The sequence below is a fragment of the Microcoleus sp. S13_C5 genome (assembly GCF_036700845.1).
In the GTDB taxonomy this organism is placed as follows: Bacteria; Cyanobacteriota; Cyanobacteriia; order Cyanobacteriales; family Microcoleaceae; genus Microcoleus.
Genome location: NZ_JAUBPR010000009.1, coordinates 1 through 17898, shown reverse-complemented (window position 1 = coordinate 17898; position 17898 = coordinate 1). Strand labels below are relative to the sequence as shown.

Annotated in this window: 14 protein-coding genes; 10 read left to right on the top strand and 4 right to left on the bottom strand. The window is 46.1% G+C overall.

Annotated elements, in window-relative coordinates; translation table 11 throughout:
- The first annotated feature begins 210 nt into the window (after nucleotides 1-210).
- The 3 genes from QUA04_RS04375 to QUA04_RS04365 all read left to right on the top strand — a co-directional run bounded on the left by QUA04_RS04375 (nucleotide 211) and on the right by QUA04_RS04365 (nucleotide 5911).
- The gene (locus QUA04_RS04375; protein WP_333254120.1) at nucleotides 211-4425 is read left to right on the top strand and encodes a chemotaxis protein CheB; all 4215 of its coding nucleotides are present in this window, start codon (nucleotides 211-213) and stop codon (nucleotides 4423-4425) included.
- Between the two features lie 163 nt (nucleotides 4426-4588).
- On the top strand, nucleotides 4589-4972 hold the full coding sequence (locus tag QUA04_RS04370) for an endonuclease domain-containing protein (RefSeq protein WP_333159538.1): 384 nt from the start codon (nucleotides 4589-4591) through the stop codon (nucleotides 4970-4972).
- A 198-nt stretch (nucleotides 4973-5170) separates the two neighbouring features.
- Nucleotides 5171-5911 (top strand): HAD family hydrolase, encoded by a 741-nt coding sequence (locus QUA04_RS04365; RefSeq protein WP_333254118.1) that lies wholly within the window; start codon nucleotides 5171-5173, stop codon nucleotides 5909-5911.
- A 286-nt stretch (nucleotides 5912-6197) separates the two neighbouring features.
- Here the strand turns inward: QUA04_RS04365 and QUA04_RS04360 are convergent, their stop codons facing one another.
- Both QUA04_RS04360 and tsaD read right to left on the bottom strand, forming a co-directional pair.
- Nucleotides 6198-6689 carry an N-acetyltransferase family protein gene (locus QUA04_RS04360; protein WP_333254116.1) on the bottom strand — a complete coding sequence of 164 codons (492 nt, stop codon included), beginning with the start codon at nucleotides 6687-6689 and terminating at the stop codon, nucleotides 6198-6200.
- 109 nt (nucleotides 6690-6798) lie between these two features.
- Nucleotides 6799-7872: a tRNA (adenosine(37)-N6)-threonylcarbamoyltransferase complex transferase subunit TsaD gene (tsaD, locus tag QUA04_RS04355; RefSeq protein ID WP_333254114.1), complete on the bottom strand. Its 1074-nt coding sequence runs from the start codon at nucleotides 7870-7872 to the stop codon at nucleotides 6799-6801.
- 330 nt (nucleotides 7873-8202) lie between these two features.
- Here tsaD and QUA04_RS04350 point away from each other — a divergent pair, with 330 nt between their 5' ends.
- The 6 genes from QUA04_RS04350 (at nucleotide 8203) to QUA04_RS04325 (ending at nucleotide 11480) form a co-directional block, all read left to right on the top strand.
- Entirely contained in the window at nucleotides 8203-8691 is a 489-nt protein-coding gene (locus tag QUA04_RS04350; RefSeq protein ID WP_333172718.1) for a Photosystem I reaction center subunit III, read from the top strand.
- Nucleotides 8692-8808: 117 nt separating this feature from the next.
- Nucleotides 8809-8937 carry a photosystem I reaction center subunit IX gene (gene psaJ / locus QUA04_RS04345; RefSeq protein ID WP_106151078.1) on the top strand — a complete coding sequence of 43 codons (129 nt, stop codon included), beginning with the start codon at nucleotides 8809-8811 and terminating at the stop codon, nucleotides 8935-8937.
- A gap of 266 nt (nucleotides 8938-9203) precedes the next feature.
- Nucleotides 9204-10016: a carbon-nitrogen hydrolase family protein gene (locus tag QUA04_RS04340; protein WP_333254112.1), complete on the top strand. Its 813-nt coding sequence runs from the start codon at nucleotides 9204-9206 to the stop codon at nucleotides 10014-10016.
- A 487-nt stretch (nucleotides 10017-10503) separates the two neighbouring features.
- Nucleotides 10504-11022 carry an acetolactate synthase small subunit gene (gene ilvN, locus QUA04_RS04335; protein ID WP_333189202.1) on the top strand — a complete coding sequence of 173 codons (519 nt, stop codon included), beginning with the start codon at nucleotides 10504-10506 and terminating at the stop codon, nucleotides 11020-11022.
- A gap of 193 nt (nucleotides 11023-11215) precedes the next feature.
- The gene (locus QUA04_RS04330) at nucleotides 11216-11362 is read left to right on the top strand and encodes a four helix bundle protein (RefSeq protein WP_333254109.1); all 147 of its coding nucleotides are present in this window, start codon (nucleotides 11216-11218) and stop codon (nucleotides 11360-11362) included.
- Nucleotides 11316-11480: a four helix bundle protein gene (locus QUA04_RS04325; protein WP_333254107.1), complete on the top strand. Its 165-nt coding sequence runs from the start codon at nucleotides 11316-11318 to the stop codon at nucleotides 11478-11480. The genes QUA04_RS04330 and QUA04_RS04325 overlap by 47 nt, the downstream gene beginning before the upstream one ends.
- A 29-nt stretch (nucleotides 11481-11509) precedes the next feature.
- Here the strand turns inward: QUA04_RS04325 and QUA04_RS04320 are convergent, their stop codons facing one another.
- Both QUA04_RS04320 and QUA04_RS04315 read right to left on the bottom strand, forming a co-directional pair.
- Nucleotides 11510-14911: an EAL domain-containing protein gene (locus tag QUA04_RS04320; RefSeq protein WP_333254104.1), complete on the bottom strand. Its 3402-nt coding sequence runs from the start codon at nucleotides 14909-14911 to the stop codon at nucleotides 11510-11512.
- Between the two features lie 237 nt (nucleotides 14912-15148).
- Nucleotides 15149-16357, bottom strand: coding sequence for a transposase (locus QUA04_RS04315; RefSeq protein ID WP_333254102.1), 1209 nt, complete (start codon nucleotides 16355-16357; stop codon nucleotides 15149-15151).
- A 198-nt stretch (nucleotides 16358-16555) separates the two neighbouring features.
- Between QUA04_RS04315 and QUA04_RS04310 the strand changes: the two genes are divergently transcribed.
- Entirely contained in the window at nucleotides 16556-17560 is a 1005-nt protein-coding gene (locus QUA04_RS04310; RefSeq protein ID WP_333254220.1) for a zinc-dependent alcohol dehydrogenase family protein, read from the top strand.
- The last annotated feature ends 338 nt before the right edge of the window (nucleotides 17561-17898 follow it).

The following is a 17898-nucleotide window of genomic DNA, read 5'->3' as shown; positions in this document are numbered from 1 at the left end:
ATTGCCAGCCTCTCGTTACGATCGCCGCAACAGCAGATAGAGTTGTTCGAGAGCGCTCAGATCATGGCTCCCACAGTGTAGGTCATCCTTAAAGGATCTTCATAATGCCGATAGCTCAAGTAGGCTTTGATACAAATAGTCCGAATTACTGAGCCAGACGCTTAGCAAATATGTTGGCTCCTAAATAACTGAAGTCGAGGACTTCATATTATGACTTCTCCTCAATTATCTCCAGAAAATACACTCGAATCGATCGCACCAGCCGCCCTCGATTGCGAACAATTAGCCGAAACCGATGCCCCGTTTCCCATTGTTGGGATTGCCGCCTCAGCAGGAGGTTTGGAAGCATTCACGCAGTTACTGAGCCATTTACCGACAGATACGGGTATGGCGTTTGTGCTGATTCAGCATTTAGACCCCAATCACAAAAGTCTGCTGAGCGAGATTCTCGCGAGAACGACGCAAATGCCTGTTAATGAGGTAGAAGACGGCGTAGCTGTAGAGCCCAATCAAGTCTACGTTATTCCGCCCAACACCAAGATGGTGGTATATAAAGGCGTGCTGCAACTATCACCGCGCGAGAAGATTTATGGCAAATATATGCCGGGAGATGCGTTTTTTACCTCATTGGCGCTCGATCGCGGACACAAAGCAATCGCCGTAGTTTTATCCGGGGGAGACGGAGACGGTTCACTCGGGCTCAAGGCCATCAAAGCAGCCGGAGGCATGACTTTTGCTCAATGTCAAGACACAGCAAAATTCGATAGTATGCCGAATACCGCTGTTGCCACAGGCAATGTCGATTTCGTTCTGCCACCGGAAAAAATTGCCGAGGAACTGGCAAACTATAGTCACAATCCCCTTCTCACTGGCCCGCTTCCCATGACAAAAGTTGAGGAATCGCCCGAACAGGGAGATGCCCTGGCCACTATTTTTGCGCTGCTGAAATCCACCACAGGCGTTGATTTTAGCCACTACAAACCCACCACGATCGCTCGACGCATCCAGCGACGGATGGTGTTGTACAAGCTGGAAAGCTTGGATGATTACGCCCAACATCTTCGACACAATTCGGCTGAAGTCACAGCCCTGTATGAAGAAATCCTGATCCACGTTACCAGTTTCTTTCGCGATCCCGAAGCATTTGAAAAGTTAAAAGAACTGGTTTTCCCCACGATTACCCAAAATAAATCGGCAGAAACTCCGATTCGGATTTGGGTGGCAGGATGTTCGACAGGTGAAGAAGTTTATTCGATCGCCATTTGCTTGTTAGAGTTTTTGGGCGATCGAGCCATCCAGCCACCGATCCAGATTTTTGCCACGGACATTGGCGAACAGGCGATCGGCAAAGCGAGGTCTGGCGTCTACTCAGAAAACCAGATGGTAGATGTTTCACCAGAACGACGTACTCGCTTCTTTATTGCCGAAGTAGGAGGTAGCTATAGAATCAGCAAGGCAGTCCGCGAACTTTGTGTATTTGCCCGACAAGACTTAGGCAGCGACCCGCCTTTTTCCAATATCGATTTAGTTAGCTGTCGGAATGTGCTGATCTACTTGGGAGAGTCATTGCAAAAAAAAGTGATGCCGATTTTCCATTACAGTCTTAAGCCAACGGGCTTTCTCCTGTTAGGCACTTCTGAGAGTACCGGAGAATTTTCCTACTTGTTTACTTCAGTGGATAAAAAGTCTAAAATTTATGCCAAAAAGTTGAATGCGACTCGTCCCAATTTTTCGTTTACGCTGAGTTCCTATCCCGTCGTTAAAGCACCTGAACGGCAGGAAGTGAAGGACAATTTTACGAATAGCTTGGATTTACAACAAGAAACTGACCAACTGATTTTAAATCGATATGCCCCAGCCAGTGTGGTTGTCAACGAGCAGATGAAAATCCTGCAAGTGCGGGGAGACATCGATCCTTACTTGAGAGTGGTAGCCGGAACGCCCGACTTAAACTTGCTGGCAATGGCAAGGGCAGGCTTGCTGGTTGAGCTTCGCACCGCGATTTATCAGGCACAAACGCAGAACGCAACCATTAGGAAAGAAAGGGTATTGCTTGAATCGGGCGGACGATCGAGTATCGTCAATTTTGAGGTGATTCCCTTCCAGCCACAGGCCGTCGAAGGACGCTACTTTTTGGTGCTATTTGAAGAGGTTTCACCCACGGTGCTTAACCTCAGCATCCTCACTTCTGAAAGCTTAGATCAAGCGGATCTATATCCTGAAATTGAGCTGCTGAGGCAGCAACTTGCAGCCGCTAACCAAGAAAAAACTGCGGCTCAAGCCCAACTGCAAGCGGTGATCCAGGATCAGGAAAGTCTCAACCAAGACCTCAAAGTTGCGAACGAAGAAATCCTATCGAGCAACGAGGAGTTGCAAAGCACCAATGAGGAGTTAGAAACTGCCAAAGAAGAGATTCAAGCCACTAACGAGGAACTCACTACCACTAACGATGAACTTCGCAGCCGAAATATTGAACAAAGCCTGGTCAATAACGATCTGATAAATTTGCTTTCCAATATCAATATCCCTATCTTAATGCTGACAAACGATTTACAGATTCGACGTTTTACGCCAACGGCCCAGCAAATTTTTAGTGTGATTCCCACAGATGTTGGACGACCCTTTAGCGACATCCGCTCAACTCTGAATGTTGCTGACTTGGAACAGATGATTTTGGAGGTGATTGATACTCTCCAGACGAAAGAACAAGAAGTTCAAACTTTATCGGGATATTGGTACAACCTCCGCATTCGTCCTTACCGGACAACAGAAAACCAGATTGACGGTGTGGTGATGGTTTTGCTGGATATCGATGCTCTTAAACGCAGTGCCAGAACCTTGGATGAGGCCCGAAATTATGCTGAAACCATTGTGGAAACTGTGCAAACGCCTTTAGTCGTCCTAGATGCTGATTTCCGCGTGAATAAAGCAAATCGCTCGTTCTATGAAATGTTTCAGGTTTCACCGTCAGAAACAGCAAAATCTTCGCTGTTTGAGCTAGGCAACGGGCAGTGGAATATCCCCCAAGTGCGATGGATTCTGGAAGATATTCTGGTTAGTGATGTTCAGCTTCAAGATTATGAGTGGACTCACCTATTTGATAATATCGGGCCCAAAACCATGCTGCTGAATGCTTGTAAACTTGAACGAGAAGATCAAGCTTTAATGATTCTGTTGTCGATCGAGGATATCACGGAGCGCAAGCAGTTGGAGACAGTACGATCGCAATTATTACTGCAGGAACAGTTTGCCCGCCACCAGGCAGAAACAGCCAACCGTAGTAAAGATGAATTTCTGGCGAATCTCTCCCACGAATTACGCAATCCCCTGACTCCGATCCTGGGCTGGGCACAAATTCTGCGTTCGGGGAAACTGAAGGAACCAGCCTTTACTAAGGCTTTAGAGGTGATCGAGCGCAGCGCGAGAGCGCAATCTCAGTTAATCGAAGATATCCTGGATATTTCCCGGATTACGAGTGGTAAGCTTCAACTGTGCATTTGTCCGATCGATCTGCGGTTAGTGGTGCAAGCTGCGCTGGAGGGGGTTGAATTATCAGCCGAAGCAAAAAACATTCAAATTGTTTCGCAGTTGATTTCTACGACTGTTTTAGGGGATATCAATCGCTTGCAGCAAGTTGTGTGGAATCTTCTGTCTAATGCGATTAAGTTTACTCCGGCGGGGGGACGACTGGAAATCATGCTATCGACGATCGAGAATCATGCTCAACTTCGAGTCAGCGATACGGGAAAAGGCATTGGGGCAGAATTTTTGCCGTATATTTTCGATCGTTTCCATCAAGGCGATGCCAGCAGCGTTAAGGCAAATCAAGGGCTGGGATTGGGTTTGTCGATCGTGCGTCACCTGGTTGAATTGCACGGGGGAACGGTGCAAGCCGAAAGTCCGGGTGAGGAACAAGGAACTACAATGACTGTGAGATTGCCGTTGCGATCGCTGCCTCCAGAGTTGACATCGGCGATCGATTTAAAGTCAACTGCTTTGGTAGGGCCTTTAAACGTTTCTAGTGATCGCGTCCCCTCTCTCGAAGGCTTGCACATCTTAGCCGTAGACGATCAGATCGATACGCGCGAGTTCTTACAATTTGTGCTTGAAGGCTATGGGGCTGAGGTTTTGGCAGTTGCATCTGCCAGAAGTGCGATCGCTGCTTTGACTGAAAATCCGCGCAGATATGACGTGCTAATCTCCGATCTCGGAATGCCAGAGGAAGATGGGTATTTCTTAATTCGAGAAGTGCGAGCTCTTGCTGCGGAAGCCGGAGGAGAAATCCCAGCCGCGGCGCTGACTGCCTATGCGAGCGATAAAGAACGCAAAAGAGCGATCGAAGCTGGTTTTCAAAGGCACATGGTTAAGCCGATCGAGCCGGTTGTACTAGGATTAATGGTGGCTAATTTAGTAGGACGATTTTAAATATTTTGGAGTGTTGATTTATGATGTTTGAGATTAGATTAGGCAGTTAAACTCTTGTCCCCCGGAGATCCCCCTAAATCCCCCTTAAGAAGGGGGACTTTGAGTGCTTCATGTCCCCCCCTTTTTAAGGGGGGTTAGGGGGGATCGATCCGAGATTAGGAGGATGATGACCAAATTAAACGACTCGAATTTCCACCTACCTTACAACCCAAAACTCATCCCTATCGCTAAGGAACTTCGGAAAAATCCCACTCCAGCCGAAAAGAAACTTTGGGAAGATTTTCTGAGAAATTTCCCTTTTAGAGTTTTGAGACAGCGGCCGATCGACAATTTTATTGTAGATTTTTATTGTGCTGCTTTAAGATTGGTAATTGAGGTTGATGGCGAGAGTCATTTTACTGAACAGGGGAAACAATATGATGCGGAAAGAACAGGGATTTTCGAGGGGTATGGACTGCAAGTTGTCAGGTTTACGAATGTTGATGTGTTGCAGTGTTTCGAGGGAGTTTGTCAGGAGTTGTTGGGTGCGTGCGATCGTCATTCTTAGGGCCAGATATCCCCTAACACTCCTTAATAAGGGGGGGGACAAGAGTACGATATATCTCCTAATAGTTAAGGCCAGATCCCCCCTAGCCCCCCTTAATAAGGGGGGGACAAGAGAGTTATGTTGCGCTAAAAACAATTGCTAAAAATAGCGCAATATGGGAAGATATAAAAAAATATAAAAATTACGGAGTTCAGATTCTTGGTAACTATTAAATGTCGGGGTATTACCTTCTCGAATATCCAAGCCGTAATCTTTGACAAAGACGGCACTCTAGAGGATTCTCAAGAATTTTTGAGACTGTTGGGAATGAAGCGAGCGCGCCTCGCAGACGCTCAAATTCCGGGCGTTGGAGAGCCTTTACAAATGGCTTTCGGCATCGAAGCTGGCAGCATCGACCCCACAGGCTTGCTAGCAGTCGGTAGTCGTAGGGAAAATGAGATTGTGGCGGCGGGATACATCGCCGAAACCGGCAGGGGATGGCTGGAATCTTTAACTATTGCGCGCCGCGCTTTTGACGAAGCTGACGAAATGTTTAAAAATAGTGCTGTTTCTCCTTTATTTGTCGGCAGTTTGGAAGTGCTAAAATATCTTTCGGAAGCGGGTTTGAAGCTGGGCATTCTTTCGGCTGCTACAACGGAAGTTGTGCAGAAATTTGTGAAACACCACGCATTAGCTGACTACATTCAGTTAGAAATGGGAGTTGATTCAACGGTTCATAAACCCGATCCAAAATTGTTTTTGCAAGCTTGTGAGAAACTCGGAGTAAATCCCGCAGCAACTTTGATGGTGGGAGATTCAGCGGGCGATATTCAAATGGGTAAAAATGCGGGCGCGGCTGGCTGTATCGGGATTTGTTGGGGAAAGGCCCAGGTTAGTCATTTGGAAAATGCTGATGTGGCGATCGCATCTTTGGATGAAATTACAATTTTAGCAGATTGAGCAAACATCAGATCGTCTGGGCCGATTTTGCTTGGGAAAATCTCGCTTGTAGCTGAGTCCAGATCCCCCCTAACCCCCCTTAAAAAGGGGGGGACAAGAGTGTTTTAAGTCTCCCTTTTTAACTGGAAAGAGTCTTCTATTTCGTCCCGTTAAGAAGGGGGAAAATAAAGATCATTCAAAGTCCCCCTTCTTAAGGGGGATTTAGGGGGATCTGGCCTCGGCTATAAGCGAGAGATACAAAGGTTTTTAATCTTAAGTTAACACGATAAAAAGCATTGCGGTGTCCCTACAGACAACGCAAACCCAGAATTACGACATCTCTTTCAAAGCCGTCAAGTTCGGCAACTTGTGGCATATATCCCCACCGCTGAAAGCCAAATTTCTCAAACAATCTTACACTCGGCTGATTGTGAGCAAAAATTATTCCTATGAGATTTTTAAGCTTCAATTCAGGACTCCGCACAATTGCCGATTGCAATAAATTTTGTCCGATTCCGCAGCGTTGGCGATCGGGTGCGACGTAGATGCTAACTTCTGCTGTATGCTGATAGGCAGCGCGTCCGTAGAAAATCTGCAAACTCAGCCAGCCAACAATATTTTGTTCTGATTCCATTACCCAAATTGGCCAGGAATTGGGGGAGTGTTCTCTGTACCACGGGAGGCGGCTTTCGACTGAGACTGGTTTTAAATCGGCTGTGGCCATTCTGCCCGGTATTGCTGCGTTGTATATTTGAACAATTGCTGGCAAATCGCTTTCTTCTGCGTCGCGGATTTTCATCGTTTGGTTGACTGTTAACTGTTGACTGTTGACTGTTAACTGTTGACTGTTGACTGTTAACTGTTGACTGTTGACTCTTAACTAATGACTAATGACTAATGACTAATAACTAATGACTCTTGTACAGTTCCATAATATCGCTGACAGCCATCCGCGAATTTGCTCCCAAAGTCAGCGGTGATGTGTGTCCTCGCTGCAAGTGTTCTGCCGCCGCACAGCCAATCATTGCTGCGTTGTCTGTACAATATTTTAATGGCGGAAACAATACCCGCAAGTTGTGTTTTGCTGCTGCTGCTTGTAAGTGTTTTCGGAGTCCGCTGTTTGCTGCAACTCCCCCGCCGACTACAATAGTGGTAAGCCCGAAATTTACGGCGCAGTCGATCGCTCTTTTTGTTAAACCCTTAGCTACAGTTTCCTGAAAGCTGGCCGCAATATCATTAATTGTAGAGGCAGACAAGATGCCTTCCTCACCCACATTGTTATTTTGTTTCTTGAGTTTCTGCACTAATTGCAAAACAGCAGTTTTCAAGCCGCTAAAACTACTGTCGTAGGGATGGTAGCCGCCACCTGGCAAGGAAATTCTGCCTTCTGGTAGAGGGTATGCTTGGGGATTCCCAAGGGCCGCCAATTTGTCAATCAGCGGCCCGCCGGGATATCCTAGCTGCAACAGTCTCGCGACTTTATCAAAAGCTTCGCCGGCGGCGTCGTCGCGTGTTTGTCCTACAGTTTCGTAAACGCCGCAATCTTTGACGTAAATAAAGCTAGTATGTCCCCCGGAAACTAACAAACACAAAAACGGTGGCTGCAAGTCGGGTTCGGTAAGGTAAGAAGCGTAGATGTGCCCTTCGAGGTGGTGGACGCCTAAAAAAGGTTTTTGATGGACTATTGCCAAGCTTTTCGCCGCTGTCAGCCCGACTAACAATGCACCTACTAAACCGGGAGCACAAGTCGCTGCAATGCCGTCAATTTCTGACCAACTCAGGTTTGCTTCACCGAGACACTGGGCAATTACCTGATTGAGCATTTCTAGGTGACTCCGCGAAGCCACTTCCGGCACTACCCCGCCATACTGCTCGTGGATTTTAATTTGCGATGCTACAACATTGCTGCAAACTTGACGATTCTTAACAATTGCTGCTGCTGTTTCGTCACAACTTGTTTCGATTGCGAAAATGGTTGCCATTAACTGGTAATTTTATTTGATAGGTTAGTTATTGCTAGCTTAACTAATTCGGCGCAAGTCCCCCGCTCTACCTGTACTCAGGTTATTGTTAAGGGATTTTTGCCCGATCGACAGCTAAGACCATCATCTGATGCAATGAAGGAATATCCTCACGGTATTGCTAGCTCAGCATTGACCTATGAAAACGGGAATCCCTCATTCTATTGGGCTTTGCCGCATCAATGATGGATACTTTACACTGTCAACAAACACAATCATCTGGATTCCAGATCGGCAAGTTGAAATGCTTGTACAAAAACTTATTGTTTTGTAACAAAAGGAAACAATTCCATGCGACGATTGTTTGCTGCAATTTTAGTGTTGAGTGTCTGGTTCAGTTTTGCTCCAGTTGCTTCGGCTTACAATTTAGTGCCGTGCAAAGACTCTCCCGAATTCAAGGAACTGGCTAAAAATGCACGTTCTACGAATGGCGACCCCGCATCTGCGAAAGCAAGATTCGATCGCTATTCTCAAGCTATGTGCGGCCCAGAAGGATACCCGCACTTAATCGTAGACGGCAACTTGAGCAAAGCAGGGGACTTTTTGATTCCTAGCATACTGTTCTTGTATATGGCTGGTTGGATTGGTTGGGTAGGCCGTTCTTATCTGCAAGTTACCAAAAAATCAGCAACCCCAGAGGAAAAAGAGATTATTATCGACGTTCCTTTGGCAATCAAATGTATGCTGAGCGGCGTTTTATGGCCTCTGGCAGCTCTCACATCAATCACCAGTGGTGAAATGTTTGCGAAGGACGACGAAATTACTGTTTCCCCCCGCTAAAATTGGGAAATGGAGAAGAGCTAATAGCTAACAGTTAAGTAATTAACTAGAAATTAGCAATTAGCCCTAGACCGATCGGCAATTACCAACTGTCTCGAATTTTCAGGAGCAGAATTCATGCAATATTTTGTCAAGTTTCTTTCGACCGCCCCAGTATTGGCTATCCTTTGGCTCTCTATTCAAGGCGCGGCTTTAATTGAATTTAACCGCTTTTTCCCCGACCTGCTTTTCCATCCGATGCCTTAAGATTTGAAGGAAATTAGGTTGCAAAACCTAGGAGAAAAAAGTTGAGAGTTTTGAGTTTTGAGTGATGAGTTACAGGTTAATTTAAAGCTCAAACATCAAAGCTCTCAAACGAGAGTAGTTGGTGCAAGACCAGCGCATAAATGGGTAAAAGCCCAGGATCTAAACTATTTAGTTATCAAATTAGTTCGCAATGACTAATGACTAATGGCTAATGACTAATGACTAATGACTAATGACTAATGACTAATGACTAATATTTTGAATCGATGAAGTCTTATCTCGCCGCAGCAATTCAAATGACTAGCTTGCCTGACCTGCAAAAAAATTTGGTTCAGGCAGAGGAATTAATCGACCTGGCAGTACGTCGGGGTGCGGAGTTAGTTTCCTTACCAGAAAATTTCTCGTTTATGGGAGAAGAGGAGGAAAAGATTGCTCAAGCAGAGGCGATCGGACTCCAAAGCGAAAAATTCCTCAAAACGATGGCCCAACGCTTCCAGGTAACGATTCTGGGCGGCGGATTTCCAGTGCCGACTCCAGGGGGGAAGGTATACAATACTTGTTTGCTGGTAGACCCAAATGGCACTGAAGTGGCAAGGTACCAAAAAGTACATTTGTTCGATGTGGATGTTCCCGACGGCATTACTTACAGGGAATCGAACACTGTGAAAGCTGGTGAAGATTTGCCATCGGTTTATGTGTCGCCGGAGTTGGGGACGCTGGGACTTTCTGTGTGCTATGACGTGCGGTTCCCGGAAGTGTACAGGCATTTGTCGTACAAGGGGGCGGATATTTTGTTCGTGCCCGCGGCGTTTACTGCTTACACTGGCAAGGATCACTGGAAGGTTTTGTTGCAAGCTAGGGCGATCGAGAATACTTGTTATATGATTGCCCCTGCACAAACTGGCCGCCACTACGGTCGCCGTCAAACACACGGTCACGCGATGATTATAGATCCTTGGGGTGTGGTTTTGGCGGATGCTGGAGAGGAACCGGGTGTGGCGATCGCAGAAATTAATCCCGATAGACTAGAACAAGTCCGCCGCCAGATGCCATCTCTGCAACACCGGGTTTTTCTATGAAGGAATTTTGAGATTAATTAATCTCAAAATTTCAGTCCGCGTCAGCGACAAGACCTGAAAACTTTTTATTCGAGCGAGGAATTGTGTCGTTGCGTACACAAAAAAACTTAGCTCATGTGGGTGCGATCGACAAAAATAAGCGGGTGGGGGCGGATTTAGGCTGATCGATGAGTGGTATTGTCGATCGGAGGTGACTCTGGCCCCCACAGCTTAATATATTGTTTTTTCCCGCAGATGAACAGCGAATAATATCAAATCCGTTAGCATCGGAATAGTAAATTCGAGTTCACTGTTGACGGCGTTGAGTGTTGAGTGTTGACGCCGTGAACAGTCAACACTCAACCGTAAACAGTCAACATCATTCCGGTGTAACCGGAAATGATATAACTCGCGATAAAATGTCTAATGCAGGTTCAATGGGCGTGCACTTCTGCTAAAAGGCGAATTGGCGAAAGTAGAATTGCACGAAATGCGTCTTTTTGGAGAAATGAAACACACTCTTTCGGTTTTAGTTGAAGATGAAGCGGGTGTCCTCACTCGAATTGCTGGTTTGTTTGCCCGTCGGGGTTTTAATATTGAAAGTCTCGCCGTTGGCCCGGCGGAGCAAGTGGGAATATCTCGGATTACAATGGTTGTACCCGGAGATGACCAGGTTATCGAGCAGTTGACCAAGCAACTGTACAAGTTGATTAACGTGCTTAAAGTTCAGGATATAACGGAAATTCCCTGTGTGGAACGGGAGTTGATGTTGCTGAAAGTTAATGCTGCTAGCGGGACGCGATCGGAGATAATTGAGTTAGCTCAAATTTTCAGAGCCCGCGTGGTGGATATTGGTGATGATACGCTGACATTGGAAGTTGTCGGAGATCCCGGTAAAATGGTGGCGATCGTCCAGGTTCTGAATAGATTTGGGATTAAGGAAATTGCTCGTACTGGGAAAATTGCCCTGACGCGGGAGTCGGGGGTAAATACTGAGTTTCTCAAGTCTTTGGAAGCGAAAGTTTAAGGAAGTTGACTGTTGACTGTTGACGGTTGACTGTTGGTAGTTGACTGTTGACGGTTAATGGTTTGCCATCAACTATGTTAAAGGAGCTAAGATGGAAAGCTTCCAACAGCTACAAGTTTATTAATGAGCTGAAAAAATATCAAACGAAATATGGTTTATTGTTAAAAAATAGGACGACTTTGCGAAGGATACGATGGGCAAACAAATAGTGCGATCGGCTGATAGTGTTGGTGCTAATATTGCAGAAGGACATGGACGCTATAGCTGCCAAGATAATCAGCGTTTTGTGAAAATTGCTCTTGGGCTCCTTAAACGAAACAAGACACTGGTTAAGACTTGACGGAGCTCGAAATCTTTTAACTCAAGAACAGAGCGATCGCCTGCATCCCTTATTAAATGAACTTTCACCAAAACTTAATGCTTATCTTAACTCACTCAAACAAAAAACCAAAGGTTAACAGTCAACAGTCAACAGTTAACAGTCAAATTACCATTTGGGTTGACTTTCTATCAAAAGTGTGGCTGCGATGCTGTCTATCGGCTTTGAGAAAAAGTATCCTTGTCCGTATTCGCATTGCAGTGCTCTGAGTAAATTAAGCTGTTCGCTGGTTTCGATTCCTTCAGCAATTACATCCATACCTAAATGACTGGCTAAAATTAAAATAGTCTGTACAATAGCTTCGTTCCCTTCATCTTCAGTCATGCGACTGACAAAAGCTCGATCAATTTTTAAAGCATCAGTTGGAAAAGTGTGCAGGCGGCTCAAAGAAGAATAGCCAGTTCCGAAATCGTCAATATATAATTGAATTTCTAAATTTTTCAATTCCGCGAGGATAGCGACTGCTGATTCGGCATTGTCCATGATGACGCCTTCAGTAATTTCTACCTTTAAAGTGCGGGGGTCAAGCTGAGTTTCTTGTAAAATTTCGCGAATGCGATCGATTAAATCCGGTTGTTTAAATTGTTGGTTAGAAAGGTTGACACTGACAGTCAACGGCGGATTTGCTGGAAATTTTTGGTGCCACTCGTGGATCTGATGACAAGCCGATCGCATCATCCACCAGCCCATAGGTATAATCAATCTAGTTTCTTCAGCTACTAAAATAAACTCGCCAGGAGATACGATACCCCGCTGCGGGTGATACCACCGCATCAGCGCTTCAAAACCGCTGATTCTACCGGTAACTAGAGAGACGATGGGCTGATAGTAAAGCTGAAATTCCTGGGAGTCTAAAGCGCGTCGCAGGTCGTTTTCCAGTTGCAAAAGGGCGACGGCGCGAGTGTGCATACTTAAGTCAAAAACTTCGTGGCGAGCTTTGCCCAATCCCTTAGCATGATACATGGCAGCATCTGCATCTCGGAGCAGTTCTTCAGGCCGATCGTACAATATGGACAACGGGACATTGGGAACAGGAGAGTCGGAAGATAAGCAAGACAAAGAAGTTTCCCGATCGATATTTCCCAGATTTTCGGGGCTCGACAGTTTGCTGGTTTCCGTTGGATACGGAGGAACACCAGAACAAACAATCCCAATGCTAGCACTGGTAAAAACTTGATACTCGTTAAGGTAAAAAGGCTGTGCCAGTTCCGCCTGCACTCGTTCCGCAATCTGGATCGCATCCTCGGTGCTTTTGATATTTTCCAGCAAAATAGCGAATTCGTCGCCGCCGAGACGGGCAACGGTATCTCCAGCGCGCAAACAGATTCCCAGGCGCTGCGCGATCGCAATCAGCAACCGATCGCCCACTAAATGCCCCAAACTGTCGTTAACAACCTTAAAGCGATCAAGATCGATAAACAGCACCGCAAACAAAATCTCGGGGCGGCGTTTTGAAAGATTGAGCGCGTGCCCCAAGCGATCCATAAATAAAGCTCGGTTGGGCAAACCGGTTAGCATATCGTGCAAAGCATCGTGTACTAACTTATCTTCTGCTATTTTGCGGAGGGTAATATCTTCGACAGTGCCTTCGTAGTAAAGTAAATTTCCGTCAGGGTCGCGAACTGCCCGGCCGTTCTCGGAAACCCAGATAGTAGTGCCGTCAGCGCGGTAAACTTGCGACTCGAACTCTGACACAAAACCGTGTTTTTCGATCGCGCGCAAAAACTCGACGCGGCGGTTGGGATCGAGGTAAAGTTGGCGGTCTATGTCTTGGATATTCGCGATCAAGTCGGCGGCCGACTCGTAGCCGTAAATTCTCGCCAAAGCAGGGTTAGCGCTGAGGTAGCGTCCGTCGGCCGTTGTCTGGAAAATGCCTTCGATCGCATTTTCAAAGATACTGCGGTATTTCTCTTCCGCCTGTTGCAGGGCGAATTCGGCCTGCTTGCGATCGGTGATATCGGTCAACGTGCCAAGATAGCCTAGAACTTCCCCGCTTTTGGTCATTTCTGGCACTGCTTGCCAAAATACCCAGGTTGTGAAGTCACCGTTGCAAAAGCGGTACTCTAACTTACATGGCAACTTGTCTGTGACAGCGCAATACCACTGGCTCAAAACACGCTCGCGGTCTTCGGGATGCAAACTTTGCGCCCAACCTTCGCCTAGTGCCTTTGGCGCAGTCAATCCCGCCATCTCCAAAAATCGCTCATTGACGTACAAGCAATCTCCAGCAGCGTCGGCGCGGAAAATCCCGACCGGCAGTATTTTTGCCAAGGTGTAATAGCGGTATTCGCTTTCTAGCAGCGCGCTAGCAGCTACTTTAGTCTCTGTGATATCAAACATTGCGCCCTGAAGGATTACGGACTTGCTTGCTTCATCGCGAACTGCGGTCGCTTGATCACGGAACCAGACGACTCGACCGTTGCGGGCGATCGCGCGGTATTCTGAAACCAGCGACCCCTCGCAGAAGATATCTTCTCCCTCGCTGAATTTCTGTGTGGCATTTTCAACTAACACGCGGTCACGGTCTTCTGGGTGAACGAGTTTCAGCCACAGGTCGGGATCTGCTCTCCATTCAGCTACAGAATAACCTAGAAAAGTCTCGATTTGCGGGCTGATGTAAAGTTTGGCAGCCTTGCGGTTGAGGGGAGAAATGTAGGTGACAGCGGGCATTTGTTCTACCAGGGCGCAGTATTTCGCTTCTACAGTGGACAGTGCTGCTTCTAGGCGCTGCCGCTCTAATTCGGCGGCGGCGCGTCCCGCAAAGATGCTGAGAATTAATCGGAATTTGGCAAGATGTGCTTCCACCAGGGGTCGATCGTGGAAAATACAAATAATGCCTAAAGGTTCGCCGTAAGAGTTTTTCAGCAAGACTCCCAGGAAACTGCGCGCACCTGTAACTATCGGTCTGCGGTCTTCTGGAAAGGTTTCCCAGAGGTTGTCTAGACAGGAATACATTCCCTCCTCCAGCACCCGCGCTTCGGGAGTATTGGCGGTGTCGCACTCAAAGTTTGGCTGCTGCTGTCCGTCGCTCCAAAAACTGATAACTTGCAATCTATCGGCAGCAGCATCGGTGCGTGTCTTCGACTTAATCGATTTGGCAACGACGGCGGTGCGAACTCCGAGTGCTGAGGCTAAGTGGCAAACTAAGGCATCAAAGAATTCTGCTCCCCCCGGCGAATCAGTACCTGCTAGGATTTCGCCCAACAAATCTTCCTCCAATTGCTCGGAAGCAGTAACTTTGGGAGAATTCTCGGCATTCGGGCAAGGGGGATTGTCTCCCAGCGAACCCGAAATGCTCAGACTTAGCGTTTTGCTAGTTCCCGGCTCCAAAAGAGGCGAAGAATTCACAGTTAGGCACTGTTGCTTGGCCAAGAATACAGCGCGGCCCATACCTAAAACTTTACCCAAGAAGCTGTCAGTTGCCGGCCACAGATTTGAGTTGGGGAAAATCAAAAAGTTTTTCCACATTTTCAATCCCGCAGATAAATCGTCGGGCTTTAATTCTGCCAACTGCCGTTGCTTTTGGCCTAGCGGTAGACTGGAATGCCTTCGGTGCCACTTGAGATAAATCGCGGACACCAAGGCTAAAGTCGTCGATAATCCCAGAAGATATGCAAGAATCTCAAAGTAAAAAAATAAATCTAGCTCGAACATCGATTAGCACCGCTCGACAATTATTGTAGTTATCTGAAGCCAATCTATTTAAAAATAACTAAGTATCGTCACGGATGGGTAACGAATACAAGGTCAGATCGCCGTGAAGGCGACAGGAGAGTTAACAGTTGACAAAAAACCGGGCAATCCTTGACATTCCCGAACTTTTTGTGATTCTTTTGGTACAGGCTCAACCCGCACCGGTGAAATTGCAAACACATATATACGGTTGTGGCACTCCTCTAAGGGTGAGTTTACGTTGACTTTTATAATCATATTTAACGCTGCATTCACATCAGCATTAATCCGACTTTCATTCAAAGACCGAAACCACCCAAGTTTACCTCTCTTACCCTGGTAAGACTCTTGCTTACCGACAGGCTCTAAATCCCCAAATCTGCACTTATTTGTATAATATGCTTGTGTAACTGTTACCTTGATACGCAGTAACTCAGCTTTGTCAGTAATAATTTTTAGGATCTGGGTGTGAGGAATTACTACAAAAGTCTGATTCGTTTTTTTTCCTGATTCTATATTTTGTTTCCCCCCGATTTTTGTGCTAATAACTAGCTGCACGATTTTCTCATCCACCAACCGCTTGACAATCCAACTGCTGGTTTGATGAAGGTAGTTTTCTAATCGTTTGTTTCGCTTAAAGGTGATTTGCTGGATTTGGCGCGTGGTAGATTTTCCCGGGTCAATTTTTGACAGTAAAAATGCTCGGCGCTGATTGAAACCTTGATTGATTGATTTGAGATGTTTTTTATCATAGATAGTTGGAATAAATGTTGGCTTATTCGATGCCAAAGCGACGAGGTGATCCATCCCTAAATCTATACCTGCTCTGAGATGGCAATTTAAATCCACCAAGGTTACAAGTTTTTGATGGGCAACCTCAACAAGGTAGAGCGCTGTTTCAAGACCTATCCTTACCTTTATGACATTTGGGAATTTTGTAGAAATTATTATGCCATTTTGAAATAAATGAAATAGTCCCTTATTTTTGTCACCTCCCCTTTTTTCTATCGATGGGTTATCACGACTTAACAAGTTACGTCCCCAGATTTTAGGTTGGTATTGGGGTATGCTGGGGAGGAATGAAAATCGAGGTAGATATCGGTCATAAGCTCTTCTTGACTTTTGGCAATCCTCCCAATCGTGAACAACTTGTTTGAGAACTTGATTCCTAATTTTAGCAGGGAATGATTTAGAGCCGTGTCTAGGTTTTAAGATGGCAAATAACTGTGTGATAATTCTAGGCTCACTAACTTTAAGTTCCGAAGTGAAAAAGTGTTTCCTCATAAATATTTACCATTGTCGTTTAGATTTCTGGACAGTAATAATAAGTCATCAAACTGTTTATAAAAATGATGCGACCGATCTATGTAAGGTCTTTCAACAACCCTCATAATTTTGGGGATAAACGAAAAGTTTTTTGTTGCTTTGCTAAGCAATATACAATAAAGTCTAGGGATTATCTGATCTAGTGTAACACCCATGATGAAAGCCATCGTTTTTCAAACCCCCGGAAGCCCGTCCGTATTGAAAGTGCAAGATATCCCCGCCCCTACTATACAAACAGAAACAGATGTTTTGGTGCGGTTGCGAGCGGCGGGTATCAATCCGATAGATACTAAGTTGCGATCGCGCGGCACTTTTTACCCCGAGAAAACTCCTCACGTTTTGGGGTGCGACGGTGCTGGAGTCGTAGAGGCTGTCGGTGCTGGTGTGCAAAGTTTCCAAGTGGGAGACGAGGTTTTTTTCTGCAATGGCGGTTTGGGCGGGTCGATCGGTACTTACGCTGAGTTTGCCGTTGTAGACCAACGCTTTCTCGCCCTCAAGCCTGCTGCTTTAAGTTTTGCTGAGGCGGCGGCGGCACCGTTAGTTTTAATTACAGCTTGGGAATCGCTGTACGATCGAGGGCGCTTGCAAGGCGGCCAAAAAGTGCTGGTTCAAGCTGGTGCCGGCGGTGTCGGCCACGTCGCGGTACAGTTGGCGAAGTTGCAGGGGGCAGAGGTTTGCACGACTGTTAGTTCTGAGGAAAAAGCCAATTTTGTCAAGCACCTAGGTGCAGATTCAGTTATTTTATACAAAAATACCAATGTTGTCGATGAGGTTTTGACTTGGACTCAAGGACAAGGAGTTGATTTGGCTTTCGATACAGTCGGGGGAGAAACTTTTTACCAAACTATTCCGGCTGTGAAGATTTATGGAGATTTGGTAACAATTTTGGAACCCGATCCAGCTTTGGGCAATTTGAAAACAGCGAGAATGCGGAATCTGAGAATTAGTCTGGAATTAATGTTAACACCTATGCTGGAAGGTTTGGTGGAGGAACAGGAACAGCAGGCTCATATTTTGCAGAAGTGTACTCGTTTGTGCGATCGCAACTTGTTAAAAATTCACGTTAGCACAACTTTCCCTCTCGAAGAAGCGCAAGCCGCTCACGAACTGTTAGAAACAGGCTCAGTAACCGGTAAAATAGTGCTTGAAATTGGGGGTTAAAAATGCGGATTTTAAAATTTGCGGGTTGAAGAATCGCAGGCGATTGAGAATTGCGGGCGATTTCAAGAGACTGTTGGCAAATTTAAAAAGGGTGAAATCAAACATCCCATAATCATCGCAGGAGAGCTAAAGCAATTTTTGCAGGAGTCGTAAACTTTTTACTCCACCTCAACCCTCCCCGAACCCAAGGGGAGGGAGCAAGAAATTCACAAATGATGCGAGGATTTGATATACTGCGTATTCCAGGTTTATGAAATACACGGCTCTCCTGAAGTTGCGGTGATATTTTTATCTAATTAGAAAAGCAAGCTAATACGCGTTCTCGAAAATTATCAAAG